General features: G+C 63.4%; 16 protein-coding genes. 9 read left to right on the top strand and 7 right to left on the bottom strand.

Annotated elements, in window-relative coordinates:
• The first annotated feature begins 137 nt into the window (after nucleotides 1-137).
• Together H040_RS14705 and H040_RS14700 are read left to right on the top strand one after the other, a co-directional pair.
• Complete coding sequence (locus H040_RS14705; protein ID WP_027918057.1) at nucleotides 138-836, top strand: response regulator transcription factor; 699 nt, start codon at nucleotides 138-140, stop codon at nucleotides 834-836.
• Nucleotides 833-2,434, top strand: a complete 1,602-nt coding sequence (locus H040_RS14700; protein WP_027918058.1) for an ATP-binding protein — start codon at nucleotides 833-835, stop codon at nucleotides 2,432-2,434. The genes H040_RS14705 and H040_RS14700 overlap by 4 nt, the downstream gene beginning before the upstream one ends.
• A gap of 3 nt (nucleotides 2,435-2,437) precedes the next feature.
• Here the strand turns inward: H040_RS14700 and H040_RS14695 are convergent, their stop codons facing one another.
• Together H040_RS14695 and H040_RS14690 are read right to left on the bottom strand one after the other, a co-directional pair.
• Nucleotides 2,438-3,139 carry a 4'-phosphopantetheinyl transferase family protein gene (locus H040_RS14695; protein WP_027918059.1) on the bottom strand — a complete coding sequence of 234 codons (702 nt, stop codon included), beginning with the start codon at nucleotides 3,137-3,139 and terminating at the stop codon, nucleotides 2,438-2,440.
• Nucleotides 3,140-3,190: 51 nt separating this feature from the next.
• The gene (locus tag H040_RS14690) at nucleotides 3,191-3,985 is read right to left on the bottom strand and encodes a dienelactone hydrolase family protein (protein WP_027918060.1); all 795 of its coding nucleotides are present in this window, start codon (nucleotides 3,983-3,985) and stop codon (nucleotides 3,191-3,193) included.
• Nucleotides 3,986-4,114: 129 nt separating this feature from the next.
• On the opposite strand from H040_RS14690, the gene H040_RS14685 reads away from it, so the two are divergent.
• The 4 genes from H040_RS14685 to H040_RS14670 all read left to right on the top strand — a co-directional run bounded on the left by H040_RS14685 (nucleotide 4,115) and on the right by H040_RS14670 (nucleotide 8,550).
• Nucleotides 4,115-4,720 (top strand): outer membrane protein, encoded by a 606-nt coding sequence (locus tag H040_RS14685; protein ID WP_027918061.1) that lies wholly within the window; start codon nucleotides 4,115-4,117, stop codon nucleotides 4,718-4,720.
• 150 nt (nucleotides 4,721-4,870) lie between these two features.
• Nucleotides 4,871-5,548, top strand: coding sequence for a response regulator (locus tag H040_RS14680; RefSeq protein WP_027918062.1), 678 nt, complete (start codon nucleotides 4,871-4,873; stop codon nucleotides 5,546-5,548).
• Complete coding sequence (locus tag H040_RS14675) at nucleotides 5,545-6,891, top strand: ATP-binding protein (RefSeq protein ID WP_027918063.1); 1,347 nt, start codon at nucleotides 5,545-5,547, stop codon at nucleotides 6,889-6,891. Before H040_RS14680 ends, H040_RS14675 begins: the two co-directional genes overlap by 4 nt.
• A gap of 336 nt (nucleotides 6,892-7,227) precedes the next feature.
• Nucleotides 7,228-8,550 carry a dicarboxylate/amino acid:cation symporter gene (locus H040_RS14670; protein ID WP_027918064.1) on the top strand — a complete coding sequence of 441 codons (1,323 nt, stop codon included), beginning with the start codon at nucleotides 7,228-7,230 and terminating at the stop codon, nucleotides 8,548-8,550.
• 57 nt (nucleotides 8,551-8,607) lie between these two features.
• Here the strand turns inward: H040_RS14670 and H040_RS14665 are convergent, their stop codons facing one another.
• Both H040_RS14665 and H040_RS14660 read right to left on the bottom strand, forming a co-directional pair.
• On the bottom strand, nucleotides 8,608-9,102 hold the full coding sequence (locus tag H040_RS14665; protein WP_027918065.1) for a SprT family zinc-dependent metalloprotease: 495 nt from the start codon (nucleotides 9,100-9,102) through the stop codon (nucleotides 8,608-8,610).
• Between the two features lie 130 nt (nucleotides 9,103-9,232).
• Nucleotides 9,233-9,832, bottom strand: coding sequence for a Yip1 family protein (locus H040_RS14660; RefSeq protein WP_027918066.1), 600 nt, complete (start codon nucleotides 9,830-9,832; stop codon nucleotides 9,233-9,235).
• Nucleotides 9,833-10,095: 263 nt separating this feature from the next.
• Between H040_RS14660 and ttcA the strand changes: the two genes are divergently transcribed.
• Both ttcA and H040_RS14650 read left to right on the top strand, forming a co-directional pair.
• Nucleotides 10,096-10,920, top strand: coding sequence for a tRNA 2-thiocytidine(32) synthetase TtcA (ttcA, locus tag H040_RS14655; RefSeq protein WP_027918067.1), 825 nt, complete (start codon nucleotides 10,096-10,098; stop codon nucleotides 10,918-10,920).
• A gap of 4 nt (nucleotides 10,921-10,924) precedes the next feature.
• Nucleotides 10,925-11,596 carry a DNA-3-methyladenine glycosylase I gene (locus tag H040_RS14650; RefSeq protein WP_027918068.1) on the top strand — a complete coding sequence of 224 codons (672 nt, stop codon included), beginning with the start codon at nucleotides 10,925-10,927 and terminating at the stop codon, nucleotides 11,594-11,596.
• Nucleotides 11,597-11,697: 101 nt separating this feature from the next.
• On the opposite strand, the gene H040_RS14645 is transcribed toward H040_RS14650, so the two are convergent.
• From H040_RS14645 to arsC, 3 genes are read right to left on the bottom strand one after another with little or no spacing between them, the layout of a single operon-like run.
• Nucleotides 11,698-12,111 (bottom strand): DUF2069 domain-containing protein, encoded by a 414-nt coding sequence (locus H040_RS14645; RefSeq protein WP_027918069.1) that lies wholly within the window; start codon nucleotides 12,109-12,111, stop codon nucleotides 11,698-11,700.
• A complete protein-coding gene (gene wrbA / locus H040_RS14640) occupies nucleotides 12,104-12,709 on the bottom strand; it encodes an NAD(P)H:quinone oxidoreductase (protein ID WP_016501124.1) in 606 nt (201 codons plus the stop codon). The genes H040_RS14645 and wrbA overlap by 8 nt, the downstream gene beginning before the upstream one ends.
• Nucleotides 12,706-13,059 carry an arsenate reductase (glutaredoxin) gene (gene arsC / locus H040_RS14635; protein WP_027918070.1) on the bottom strand — a complete coding sequence of 118 codons (354 nt, stop codon included), beginning with the start codon at nucleotides 13,057-13,059 and terminating at the stop codon, nucleotides 12,706-12,708. The genes wrbA and arsC overlap by 4 nt, the downstream gene beginning before the upstream one ends.
• Before the next feature lie 85 nt (nucleotides 13,060-13,144).
• On the opposite strand from arsC, the gene H040_RS14630 reads away from it, so the two are divergent.
• On the top strand, nucleotides 13,145-13,609 hold the full coding sequence (locus H040_RS14630) for a TlpA disulfide reductase family protein (RefSeq protein WP_027918071.1): 465 nt from the start codon (nucleotides 13,145-13,147) through the stop codon (nucleotides 13,607-13,609).
• Nucleotides 13,610-13,615: the final 6 nt, after the last annotated feature.

Here is a 13,615-nt window from a genome sequence, read left to right as displayed (position 1 = left end):
CACAAAAAACGGTTCAGTCGAGGCTGCCGTCGGGCAGGTTGGCAGTGCCGGGGGCGGCACGTAGTATCCGAAGCCGATGTTGCCTTTTGGTTAAAGGCCGGTACCGACAGAAAAACAACAATTCAAAGGCAGGGGCCATGGACCAATCCAGCAACCGCATCCTCATCGTCGAAGACGACCAGCGCCTGGCCGAGCTCACCGCCGAATACCTGCAGGCCAACGGCTATGAAGTCGCCGTGGAGGGCGATGGCGCCCGCGCTGCCCGCCGTATCGTCGACAGTCAGCCGGACCTGGTGATTCTCGACCTGATGCTGCCCGGTGAAGATGGCCTGAGCATCTGCCGGCGCGTGCGCGGCCAGTACCCCGGCCCGATTCTGATGCTGACTGCCCGTAGCGACGAACTCGATCAGGTTCAGGGCCTGGACCTGGGCGCCGACGACTATGTGTGCAAGCCGGTGCGCCCGCGTTTGCTGCTGGCGCGAATTCAGGCGCTGCTGCGGCGCAGCGAAAGCCCGGACAACAAGCGCCACGACCTGGCCTTCGGCTCGCTGCGCATCGACAACCGCCTGCGCGAAGCCTGGCTCGACGCGCAGCAGATCGACCTCACCGGTGCTGAGTTCGACCTGCTCTGGCTGCTGGCCAGCAACGCCGGGCGGGTGCTGTCGCGCGAGCAGATATTCACCGCATTGCGCGGGGTCGGCTACGACGGCCAGGACCGCTCCATCGACGTGCGCATTTCCAGGATTCGCCCCAAGATCGGCGACGACCCTATCCACCCGCGGCTGATCAAGACGCTGCGCAGCAAGGGCTACCTGTTCGTCGGCGATGCCTCATGAAGCACTCGATCTTCCTGCGTATCTACGGCGGCATGCTGGCTGTGCTGGTGCTGGTGGCACTGCTCGGGGTGCTCAGCCTGCATCTGGTCAACGAGGTGCGCGCAGCCCAGCACCGTGAGCGCCTGGCCCAGGGCACGTTCAGCCTGATGGCCGACAACCTGGCGCAGCAGAACGACACAGAGCGCAAGCGCTCGCTGCTGATGTGGGAGCGCCTGCTGGGTGTGCCGCTCGTGTTGCAACCGATGTCGGCCCGCTCGCTGGAGGGTGGCCAGCGCGCCCGCCTGTACCGCGGCCTGGTGGTGGTGGAGAAGACCGGGCCGCACGCCGCCCAGGTGCTGCGCAAGGTTGGCCAGGAAGACCTGTTGCTGGTGGCCCAGGTCAAGCAGGTCAGCGAGCAGCTGGCGCGTGCCACGCTTTATCTGCTGGCCGATGAGCTGGTGCGCTACCCGGTGACCGAGCAGCAGCAGCGCCTGGCAGAAATAACCCAGAGCAAGGGCTTCGGCTTCGGCGTCGCCCTGCAGCGTATCGAGCGGGTCGGCCTGGACGATGACCAGCGGCGCCGGGTGGAGGAGGGCGACACGGTGATGGCGCTGGGCCGCGACGGTGATTCGATCCGCGTGTTCGCGGGCCTGCCAGGCTCGCCATTGGTGCTGGAGATCGGCCCGCTGTATCAGCTCAACCCCTATCCGCCGCAATTGCTGATCCTGATCGCCTTTCTCGGCCTGTGCCTGATCGGCCTGGTGGTCTATTGGTTGGTGCGCCAGCTGGAGCGGCGCGTGTCGGGTATGGCAATCGCTGCCACACGCATCGCCCAGGGTAGCCTGGACACGCGCGTGCCAGCCGGTGATGCCGATTCGGTGGGGCGCCTGGCCGCTGCGTTCAATGGCATGGCCGAGCACCTGCAGCGCTCGCTGAACATGCAGCGCGAACTGGTGCGCGCGGTGTCCCACGAACTGCGCACCCCCGTGGCACGCCTGCGCTTTGGCCTGGAGATGATCGAAAGCGCGCCCACCGAGCAGGCCCGCGCCAAGCACCTGGCTGGCATGGATGGCGATATCCAGGACCTGGACAAGCTGGTCGACGAGATGCTGACCTACGCTCGGCTGGAGCAGGGCGCCCCGGCGCTGAAGTTCCAGCGTGTCGAGCTGGATGCCTTGTTCGACCGGGTGATCGAAGAGCTGGCGCCACTCAACAGCAACGTCCGCCTGGTGCGTGGGGCATGCCAGGGCAATGACGGTTGCTGGGTCGAGGCCGAACCGCGTTACCTGCACCGTGCGCTGCAGAACCTGGTAAGCAATGCCTTGCGCCATGCCGGGAGTGAGGTGCGCCTGAGCTACCAGCTGGGCCAGCAGCGTTGCCGTATCGATGTGGAGGACGATGGCCCGGGTATCCCTGAAGGTGTCTGGGATCGCATTTTCACCCCCTTCACCCGGCTCGACGACAGCCGCACCCGCGCTTCCGGCGGGCATGGCCTGGGCCTGTCGATCGTGCGAAGGATCATCTACTGGCACGCTGGCCGCGCCACCGTGGGGCGCAGCGAGGCGCTGGGTGGGGCCTGCTTCAGCCTCAACTGGCCGCGCGAGCAGGCGCCGCAGTAGTGCTCAGATGCTTACCAGGCTGAGCAGGTGGCCGTCTTGCAGGCAGAACTGGCCTTCGACTTCGGCGCCGTGTCGCCACTCGGGTGACAGGTCGGTGAGTAGACGCAGCCGTGCCAGGCCATCGCAGGACCATTCCAGCAACTCGGCATGCTCGAAATAGAAGCGCTTGCGGGTCACAGGGTAGAGGGTCTTGAACAGGCTTTCCTTCAGCGAGAAGGTCAGGGTGACCGTAAGGCCCAGCTGGTTGCGGTCCAGCCGGCCGAGCTCGGCTGGCGTCAGGATTTCACCCATCAAGCGTTCAGCGCGTTCGTCATCCAGTAGCGCTTCCTGGTCCAGTCCCAGGCCGCGGTATTCGCCATCGGCGGCCACCACGGCGGCGGCCCAGCCTTTGCCATGGGTAATCGAACCATGGATGCCGGCAGGCCAGATCGGCGAGCGATCCTCATGGGTGCCGGGGACGTAGTCGCGACCATCCAGGCGCTGCAGCGCAGCACGGGCGCAGACTCGCCCGGCCAGGTATTCCGCCTGGCGTTTGGCCACCGAGCGTTGCAGGCTGGCGCTTGGCACGATGCCTGCGCGCTGGAAGTCATCGGCGGCCAGGCGGGCGGGGTCGAAGGCACAACTGGCCAGCACCGCACCGAGTAGCGGGCGGGGCAGGGGCCAGTGGTGCTGGAGCGGGGCGCAGCAGGCGGGGAGACTGTTCATGGCGGCTATTGTGCCAGCCGCGAGGCGTGTGTGGGAGACGGGGCTGCTTCGTCACTTGAACACTTGTTTGAAGAATGCCTGCATGTCCGCCCAAGAGCTCTTGTCCGCGGCCTCGTTGTAGCCAATATCCGGCCCGCCGTGCTCGCCATGACTGAGCCGGTCGGCATCCGGGTTGGTAAACCCATGCTTGGCCCCAGGAATACTGACGAACTGGTATTCGACCTTGGCCGCGTCCATCTCTTTCTTGAAAGCGTCCACTTGCTGCGGGGTGACCATGCTGTCTGCCGCGCCGTGCTCGACCAGCAAATAGGCCCTCACAACGCCTGGCTGGGTGACCGGTGTCTGGGTGGCCAGTGCGCCATGGAAACTCACCACACCATCGAGCCTGGCGCCGCGCCGTGCGGCATCGAGCACCACCTTGCCGCCGAAGCAGTAACCCACTGCGCCGAGCTTGTGCTTGTCGGTGTAGGGCTGTTTCTTCAACAGGTCCAGCCCGGCGTCGAAGCGCTTGGCCGATGCCTCCGGATCCTTGCTTGCCTCGGCCATGAATGCCTGGGCGTCCTGCGGATGCTCGGTGTGCTTGCCTTCACCATACATGTCGATGGCCAGCGCGCTGTAGCCCAGCGCGGCGAGGTCGCGGGCACGGCGTTTGGCATAGTCGTTCAGCCCCCACCACTCGTGCACAACCAGCACGCCAGGGCGCTCGCCCTTCACGGCATCATCGTAGGCGTAATAGCCGATCAGCGCGGTGCCGTCGGCATCTTGGTAACGGATCTCGCGGGTTTGTACTGCCGCTTGGGCTAGGGCGGCGCTGCACATCAGGGTCAGGGCCAGCAGGGCGCGCATGTTCACTACTCCTTGTTTTGCCGACAAATCGTTCAGCCGCGGTTCAGTCAGGGTTCAGCCGCGGTTCAGGGCACCCTGCTTACTCTAGCTTCCAGACCGCAACAGTGCCTTCATCTGGAGTACCGCGCCATGAAAACCTTCAACTCCCTGCTCGCCGCCATGGCCGTCTGCGCCGCTGGCATCACCTCTGCCCAGGCAGCGGATGAAAATTTCGCCAGCCTGACCTACGGCCAGACCAGCGACAAGGTACGCAAGTCTGGCTTGCTGCAGAGCAACACCGACCATCTCAATGCCGACGGCATCATCGGCAAGGATGACACCTGGGGTGTGCGCCTGGGCCGGATCAACGACCAGGGCCGCTACTACATCACCTACGACAATGTCTCGGGCGACCACAGCGGCCTCAAGCTGCGCCAGGAGAACGTGCTGGGCAGCTATGATCTGTTCTTGCCGGTGGGCGATACCACCAAGCTGTTCGGCGGTGGCAGCCTGGGCATGACCAAGTTGACCCAGGATTCGCCATGGGCCAGCCGTGATACCGACTACGGTTATGCCGTGGGCCTGCAGGCCGGTGTGATACAGGCAATCACCGACAATGCTTCGATGGAGCTGGGTTACCGCTACCTGCGCACCAATGCCGCGACCGAGGTAGGCGCCAGCGGTGGGCCGAAAGAAGGCACCTTGCGCCTGACCAGCAGTGCACAAACCTATCTGGCAGCAACTTACAAGTTCTGACCGGCGAGCCGAGTTATCCTGTAACGGCCTCTTCGCGGGTAAACCCGCTTCCACAGGGATCGCACAGTCTTCGAAACGTGTGCAGTCCCTGTGGGAGCGGGTTTACCCGCGAAAAGGCCTGTACAGGCAACACATCAAGAGGAGCCTTGAATGAAACTGCTGGTGGTCGAGGACGAAGCCCTGCTGCGGCACCACCTCTACACACGCCTGGGCGAAAGCGGCCATGTGGTGGAAGCCGTGGCCGATGCCGAAGAAGCCCTGTACCAGTCCGAACACTTCCATTTCGACCTGGCCATCGTCGACCTTGGCCTGCCTGGGATCAGCGGCCTTGAACTGATCGGCCGCCTGCGCAGCCAGGGCAAGTCGTTCCCCATCCTGATTCTCACCGCCCGCGGCAACTGGCAGGACAAGGTCGAAGGCCTGGCCACCGGTGCTGACGACTACCTGGTCAAGCCGTTCCAGTTCGAAGAACTCGAAGCGCGCCTGAACGCCTTGCTGCGCCGTTCCAGTGGTTTCACCCAGTCGACCATCGCCGCTGGCCCCCTGGTCCTTGACCTCAACCGCAAGCAGGCGACCCTGGACGAGCACCCGCTGGCACTAACCGCATACGAGTACCGCATCCTCGAATACCTCATGCGTCATCACCAGCAGGTGGTGGCCAAGGATCGCCTGATGGAGCAGCTCTACCCCGGTGACGAGGAGCGTGACCCCAACGTCATCGAAGTGCTGGTCGGCCGCCTGCGCCGCAAGCTCGAGGGCGATAGCGGTTTCAAACCGATCGACACGGTGCGCGGCCTGGGCTATCTGTTCACTGAGCGCTGCCGATGATCCGCTCGCTGCGGGTACGCCTGATGCTCGCTGCTGCCGTGCTGGCGCTGCTGTTCATGCTGGCGCTGCTGCCAGCCTTGCAGAAGGCCTTCAGCCTGGCCCTGCAGGAATCGATCGAGCAGCGCCTGGCCTCGGACGTGACCACGCTGATATCCGCCGCGCGCATCGAACATGGCCAGCTGCAGATGCCTGAACTGTTGCCGGACGAGCGCTACAACCTGCCGTACACCGGCCTGCTGGGTTACATCTTCGACCGCGATGGCAACCTGGTCTGGCACTCGCGCGCCACCGCCGACCGGCACATCAATTACCGCCCGCGTTACGACGGGCGCGGCAACGAGTTCGCCCGTATCCATCAGGACGATGGCGAAGAGTTCTTCGTCTATGACGTCGAGATCAAACTGCTCGGCGGCCAGAGCGCGGCCTACAGCATCGTCGCACTGCAGCCGGTGAGTGAGTACAAGGCCACGCTCAGTGGTCTGCGCGAAAAGCTCTACCTGGGTTTTGGCGCTGCCTTGCTGGCCCTGCTGGCGCTGCTCTGGGCCGGCCTGACCTGGGGGTTGCGCTCGTTGCGACGATTGAGCGTTGAGCTGGATGAGGTGGAGTCTGGTGCACGTGATGGCCTCAGTGGCGAGCACCCGCGCGAACTGCTGCGCCTGACCCGCTCGCTGAACCGGCTGTTACGCAGTGAGCGTGAGCAACGCGCGCGCTACCGGGATTCGCTGGGCGACCTTGCGCACAGCTTGAAGACACCGCTGGCGGTATTGCAGGGTGTTGGCGAGAGCATGCAGCAACGTGACGGTGAGCGTGAGCAAGCGCGGGTACTGCAAAGCCAGATCGAGCGCATGAGCCAGCAGATCGATTACCAGTTGCAGCGCGCCAGCATGCGCAAAAGTGGCCTGGTGCGCCATAGCGTGCCGTTGCTGCCGGTACTGCAGAGCCTGTGCAGTACTTTGGCCAAGGTCTACCGCGACAAGCAGGTCGATGTCGATCTGCAGGTGCCTGAACCGTCGCGCGTGCCGATGGAGCGGGGCGCCTTGCTGGAATTGTTGGGTAATCTGCTGGAGAACGCTTATCGCCTGAGCCTTGGGCGGGTGCGGGTTGTGTTGCAGGAAGAACCTGGGGGGCTGACGCTGTGGGTCGAAGATGACGGGCCGGGAGTGCCGGCTGACCAGCGCGAGCGAATCCTGGAACGCGGCGAGCGGCTGGACCGGCAGCACCCGGGGCAGGGGATCGGGCTGGCGGTGGTCAAAGACATCGTCGACAGCTACGACGCCGAGCTGACCCTGGGGGATTCTCCGTTGGGTGGCGCGGCGTTCCGCATCACCTTCCACCTTGACTGACCTGTAACCTGCTCCGGCCCTCGAATGGGCCCGTGCCGCCAAGACCAAACAGGGCGGATTCCCGCCATATCCGCTGTACATTTCCCGCCACCGGGCGGAAATCCGCCACCCCTCCTCAGAAAATTCGCCCCGTCGTTGGGCATTTACACCCCGTAAACATTGCCTCTGCACTCAAGATGGGCATTTTGGCATCGCCCTTGCTATCTCAGTTGGCAGAGGCCTGCCCAGGCAGCTCGAACACAACGACAAATCCCTCCAGGTGCAGGAGGGTTAGCGATTCAGGTGCCCAACCACCCTGGGAAGGGTGAAGCCGGCACACTTGAGGAAAATTGAGCCATGACGACACGTCAGCCGCTGTACAAATCCCTGTATGTCCAGGTGTTGGTCGCCATCACCATCGGCATCCTGCTCGGCCACTTCTACCCCGAAACCGGCGTCGCCCTTAAGCCCTTGGGTGATGGTTTCGTCAAACTGATCAAGATGGTCATCGCGCCCATCATCTTCTGTACCGTGGTCAGCGGCATCGCCGGCATGCAGAGCATGAAGTCGGTCGGCAAGACCGGCGGCTACGCGCTGCTGTACTTTGAAATCGTCTCCACCATTGCCCTGATCATCGGCCTCGTGGTCGTCAACGTGGTCCAGCCGGGCGCTGGCATGCACATCGACGTCAGCACCCTGAACGCCAGCAGCGTCGCTGCCTACGCCGCCGCCGGCGCGCAGCAGACCACTGTCGGCTTCCTGCTCAACATCATCCCCAACACGGTGGTGGGTGCCTTCGCCAACGGCGATATCCTGCAAGTGCTGATGTTCTCGGTGATCTTCGGCTTCGCCCTGCACCGCCTGGGCAGCTACGGCAAGCCGGTACTGGACCTGATCGATCGTTTCGCCCATGTGATGTTCAACATCATCAACATGATCATGAAGCTGGCGCCGCTCGGTGCCTTCGGCGCCATGGCCTTCACCATCGGCCAGTATGGTGTGGGTTCGCTGGTGCAGCTGGGCTACCTGATGGCGTGCTTCTACATCACCTGCCTGCTGTTCGTGCTGGTGGTGCTGGGCGGTATCTGCCGTGCCCACGGCTTCAGTGTCCTCAAGCTGATCCGCTACATCCGTGAAGAGCTGATGATCGTGCTGGGTACTTCCTCCTCGGAGTCGGCCCTGCCACGCATGCTGGCCAAGATGGAGCGCCTGGGTGCCAAGAAGTCGGTCGTCGGCCTGGTTATCCCGACGGGTTACTCGTTCAACCTCGACGGTACCTCGATCTACCTGACCATGGCTGCGGTGTTCATCGCCCAAGCCACCGACACCCACATGGACATCACCCACCAGATCACCCTGCTGCTGGTGCTGCTGGTGGCTTCCAAGGGTGCCGCCGGCGTGACCGGTTCGGGCTTCATCGTCCTCGCTGCCACCCTGTCGGCCGTCGGCCACCTGCCGGTTGCCGGCCTGGCGCTGATCCTCGGTATCGACCGCTTCATGTCCGAAGCCCGTGCACTGACCAACCTGGTCGGCAACGCCGTGGCCACCGTGGTCGTGGCCAAGTGGGTGAAGGAGATGGACGACGACAAGCTGGCCTCCGAGCTGGCCTCCGGTGGCGCGCCGCTGGAAATGAACCTGCCTACCGATGACCTGGGTGTTGCAGAAACCCCGGTTCGTTGAGCCTGACGGGGTAAAAAAGAAGGCGACCCTCGGGTCGCCTTTCTTGTGCCTGGCTATTTATTCGACGCGCGTTTCGCCGCTATACACCAGGATTTCCCTGCAGCGCCGGCACAGGTAGCGCCGCCCTTGGTGCACCAGCTTGTGCCGCTGCGCGGTAAACGGGAAATCGCTCTCCGGGCAGGGGCAGCGGTAGATGTAGCGGGTTACCACGCGCCGCTGCACTTCATAGTTGTGGCAACGGTTCGGGGGCAGTTCGTACACCCCGCGCATGATCAACTGCCATTCTTCGCCATGGGCCTGTATCCGCTCGCCAAACAACTGATGGGCCACCAGGTGCGCCACCTCATGGGCCACGGTCTGGCGCAGGAAGTCGTCCTGGTTCTCGCGATACAGTTGCAGGTTGAAGCGCAGCAGGTTCTCGTGCAGGTGGGCGACGCCGGCCTTCTGGCCGCGCAGCTTGAAGCTGACTTCTGGGCGGGGGAAGGGGCGTTTGAAGAAGGCTTCGGCTTGCTGGTAACAGGTTTCGACGCGTTGTTTGAGCAGCTCGGGCATGACGGGGTGGTTCTCCTGACCGGGCATTATGCCGCAAGCACGTCGTAACTGCCGAGCCACCGGTCAGCAGGCAGACAAAGGCCGCCTTGCGGCGGCCTTTGCTTGATGCCCTATGTTGGCTGGATCTGATCTAGTTGGTGTACACGGGCCCCACGCCCAAACCCCAGATGATCACGGTAGCAGCCATGATCGCCACCAGTACGACGAGGCCTACCGCCAGCACCGAGCTGGAGAACAGGAAGCCTTCATCTGACGGTATGTTCATGAAGGTCGGCAAGCCGACATACAGCAGGTACACGGTGTAGCAAATGGCAGCGGTCCCCACCAGCATGCCCAGCCACAGGTGCGGATAGAGCGCCGCCAGGCCGCCGAGGAACAATGGGGTAGCGGTGTAGGTGGCAAAGGCGATGCATTGCGCCATGGACGGGTTGGCGTCGTAGGTGCGGGCCATCCAGTGAATGAAAGCCCCCATGACCGCGACGCCGGCGAGCATCGCCAGATAGGACATGATGCTCATCCAGATCGCGCTTTCCATGGTCAGCATCACGGCCGGCCGGCCGCCGATCACCCAGCCCACCTGGGTTGTGCCGATAAAGGCCGAAATGGCGGGAATCGCCGCCAGAATGAGCGTGTGCGTCAGGTACATGTGGCTGATGCTTTCTTCTTCGCCACGAATCTCCCGCCATTCCTGGTCGGGATGGGTAAACAGCCCCACAACGTGATGAATCATGCCGGTCACTCCTCTCTATGTTGCCAATCGCCCCCCACATGGAGCGCAAGCGGCCCGAGGCCAGGACACCGAAGCAGAACGGTAATGTGGCCTTATGTCGCAGTATAGGAAGCCAATTCCCGCACAAACCCCGCTTTTTAGAGCAAATTGCGCTGTCAGGGCCGTTGTTGATTCCCTTGAAGTCTTTATCGGAATCCCTACAGGTGAGCGTGGTTTGTGCGTAAAATAGCCGGCTTTTGTCACACCTCGCGGATCCAAGCGCTATGGGCACCCTCTCGGTCAATCAGAACAAACTGCAAAAACGCCTGCGTCGTCTCGCCGGCGAAGCCATCACCGACTACAACATGATCGAGGATGGCGACAAGGTCATGGTCTGCCTGTCCGGCGGCAAGGACAGCTACACCATGCTCGACGTTCTGTTGCACCTGCAGAAGGTGGCACCGATCAAGTTCGAGATCGTCGCGGTGAACATGGACCAGAAGCAGCCGGGCTTCCCTGAGCATGTGCTGCCGGCCTATCTCAAGGAACTGGGCGTCGAGTACCACATCGTCGAGAAGGACACCTACTCGGTAGTCAAGGAGCTGGTCCCCGAGGGCAAGACCACCTGCTCGCTGTGCTCGCGCCTGCGCCGTGGCACCCTGTACACCTTCGCCGATGAAATCGGTGCGACCAAGATGGCCCTGGGGCATCACCGCGACGACATCGTCGAAACCTTCTTCCTCAACATGTTCTTCAATGGCGCGCTCAAGGGCATGCCGCCGAAGCTGCGCGCCGACGACGGCCGCAACGTGGTGATCCGCCCGCTGGCCTACTGCAGCGAGAAGGACATCCAGGCCTACTCGGACATGAAGGAATTCCCGATCATCCCGTGCAACCTCTGCGGCTCGCAGGAAAACCTGCAGCGCCAGGTGGTCAAGGACATGCTGGTGGAGTGGGAGCGCAAGCACCCGGGCCGTACCGAGAGCATCTTCCGCGCCATGCAGAACGTGGCGCCGTCGCAGCTGGCCGACCGCAACCTGTTCGACTTCACCAGCCTGAAGATCGACGAGAACGCTACCCCTCGCTTCCTCGACGTGGTGAACATCTGAGGCCATGCGCGATTACCAGTGGCTGCATGAGTACTGCCTGAACCGCTTCGGCTCGGCCCAGGCGCTGGAAGCCTTCCTGCCGCAGCCGCGCACGCCGGCGCAGTTGCGCGAAATCGCTGATGACCGCTACCTGTCGACCTTGGCCCTGCGCGTGTTCCGCGCCGGGCTCAAGCACAGCCTGGTGGATGCCAAGTGGCCGGCGTTCGAGCAGGTGTTCTTCGGCTTCGACCCGGAAAAGGTGGTGCTGATGGGCGCCGAGCACCTGGAGCGGCTGATGCATGACGAGCGCATCATCCGCCACCTGGGCAAGCTCAAGAGCGTACCGCGCAATGCGCAGATGATCCTCGACGTGGCGAAGGAGAAAGGCAGTTTCGGTGCGTTCATCGCCGACTGGCCAGTGACCGATATCGTCGGGCTGTGGAAGTACCTGGCCAAGCATGGCAACCAGCTGGGTGGGTTGTCGGCACCGCGCTTTCTGCGCATGGTTGGCAAGGACACGTTCATCCCCACCGACGACATGGCCGCCGCGCTGATTGCCCAGAAGGTGATCGACAAGCAGCCGACCAGCCAGCGCGACCTGGCCCTGGTGCAGCAGGCGTTCAATCAGTGGCACGAGGAAAGCGGGCGACCGCTGTGCCAGTTGTCGGTGATGCTGGCGCATACCGTCAACCATTGAGTCCTGTCTGGACTCTTCGCGGGTAAACCCGCTCCCACAGGGGCCGCGCCGCACTTGAGGTCTGTGCTGTACTTGTGGGAGCGGGTTTACCCGCGAAGAAATTAACTCCCTTCGCCCGCCATGCGCCGTTCGAACTGGAACTTCCAGCGCACATACAGCAACCCGGCGATGAATAGCCCCAGGCTCACCAGCACTTCAACCCAGCCAAACACCGCACGCGCCGGGTCGAACGCCGCCAGCACGCCCTTGATGAAATAGATATTCACCACGAAGCAGGTCCAGGCATGCGCCCGGGCGCTGCCCGTCAGCATGCCCGGCAGCAGCAACAGCAGTGGCACCAGCTCGATCGCCAGGATCACTTCGACCCGCGCACCATGCAGGTTGGCGAACCAAAGGTTATTCATCACCAGCAGCGCGATCAGGCCAAGGAAAAACGCCAGGCTCAACGCCCTCGTCAGGCGCAGGCGCGGCGCCAGCCATTCCAATGGCGGCAGCACCTTGGGCTTTTTAGCCACGCGCAGCCTCCAGGGCCTTGGCTGTGGTCGCCAGGCGTTGGCCAAGGGCACGGCACAAGGCGATCTCGTGTTGGTCCAGTTCACGCTTGCCATCGGCGCCAGCATGGTGGCTGGCACCGTAAGGGGTACCGCCGCCACGGGTTTCCAGCAATGCCGATTCACTGTACGGCAGGCCCATCACCAGCATGCCGTGGTGCATCAGCGGCAGCATCATCGACAGCAGGGTGGTCTCCTGGCCGCCGTGCAGGCTGGCAGTGGAGGTGAACACGCCAGCCGGCTTGCCGACCAACTCGCCACCCAGCCACAGGCTGCTGGTGCCATCGAGGAAGTACTTCAGTGGTGCGGCCATGTTGCCAAAGCGGGTCGGGCTGCCCAGTACCAGCCCGGCACAGTGGCGCAGGTCGTCGAGGGTGGCGTACAGCGCGCCGCTGGCCGGGATGTCCGGGGCGACTGCTTCGCATTCGGTGGAAATCGCCGGTACCGTGCGCAGGCGCGCTTCCATGCCGGCCAGCTCGATGCCGCGGGCAATGTGCCGGGCCATCTCGCTGGTCGAACCGTGGCGGCTGTAATACAGCACCAGGATGTACGGCGCGCTCACGGCAGGATCTCCAGCACCTTCTCTGGCGGGCGGCCGATGACGGCTTTGTCACCGGCGATCAGGATCGGCCGTTCGATCAGCTTGGGGTGCTGGACCATGGCGTCGATCAGTTGCGTGTCGGTCAGCGCCGGGTTGGCCAGGTCCAGAGCCTTGTATTCGTCTTCACCGCTGCGCAGCAGTTGGCGTGGGGCGATGCCCAGCTTGCCGAGCAGGGCCTTGAGCGTGGCGGCGTCGGGCGGGGTTTCGAGGTAGCGCACGATGGTCGGTGCCAGGCCGCGTTGTTCGAGCAGTTCCAGCGCGCCGCGGGATTTTGAGCAGCGCGGGTTATGATAGAGCGTCAAGTCAGTCATGTCGGGTCGCATCCAGCTGGGTGTGGCGGCTATTCTAACCGCAGCGACTGACCTATTTGCTTGAAACTTCGAGAAGGATTGACCCATGGCAAGGCGTCTGGCAGCAGTACTGGCCATCACCGCGAGCCTGTTGCTCGGTGGTTGCGGTGCCGATTACGGCGTGGACCAAGATGGCAAGACGGTAAAGGCGGAACAGATCGACGGGCACTGGGTAGTGCTCAATTACTGGGCCGAATGGTGCGGCCCGTGCCGAACCGAGGTACCTGAACTGAACCAGGCGGCCAAGCAGTGGGCGGCTGATGGTATCAAGGTGGTCGGGGTGAACTTCGATGGCCTGCAGGGCCCAGAGCTGAAACAGGCGGCGCAGGCCTTGGGCATCGGCTTCACCGTGCTGGCCCAGGACCCGGCCGAGCGCTATGATTTGCCACGCAGCGAGGCGCTGCCGGTGACCTACATCATCGACGACAAGGGCAAGGTGCGTGAGCAATTGATGGGCGAGCAGACCCTGGAAGGGTTGCAGGCCAAGATCAAGGCCCTCAAGCAGGGGTGAGTCGCA

This window comes from Pseudomonas sp. URMO17WK12:I7, assembly GCF_003269045.1.
Taxonomy (GTDB): domain Bacteria; phylum Pseudomonadota; class Gammaproteobacteria; order Pseudomonadales; family Pseudomonadaceae; genus Aquipseudomonas; species Aquipseudomonas putida_J.
This window is presented reverse-complemented; position numbering and strand designations above follow the sequence as displayed.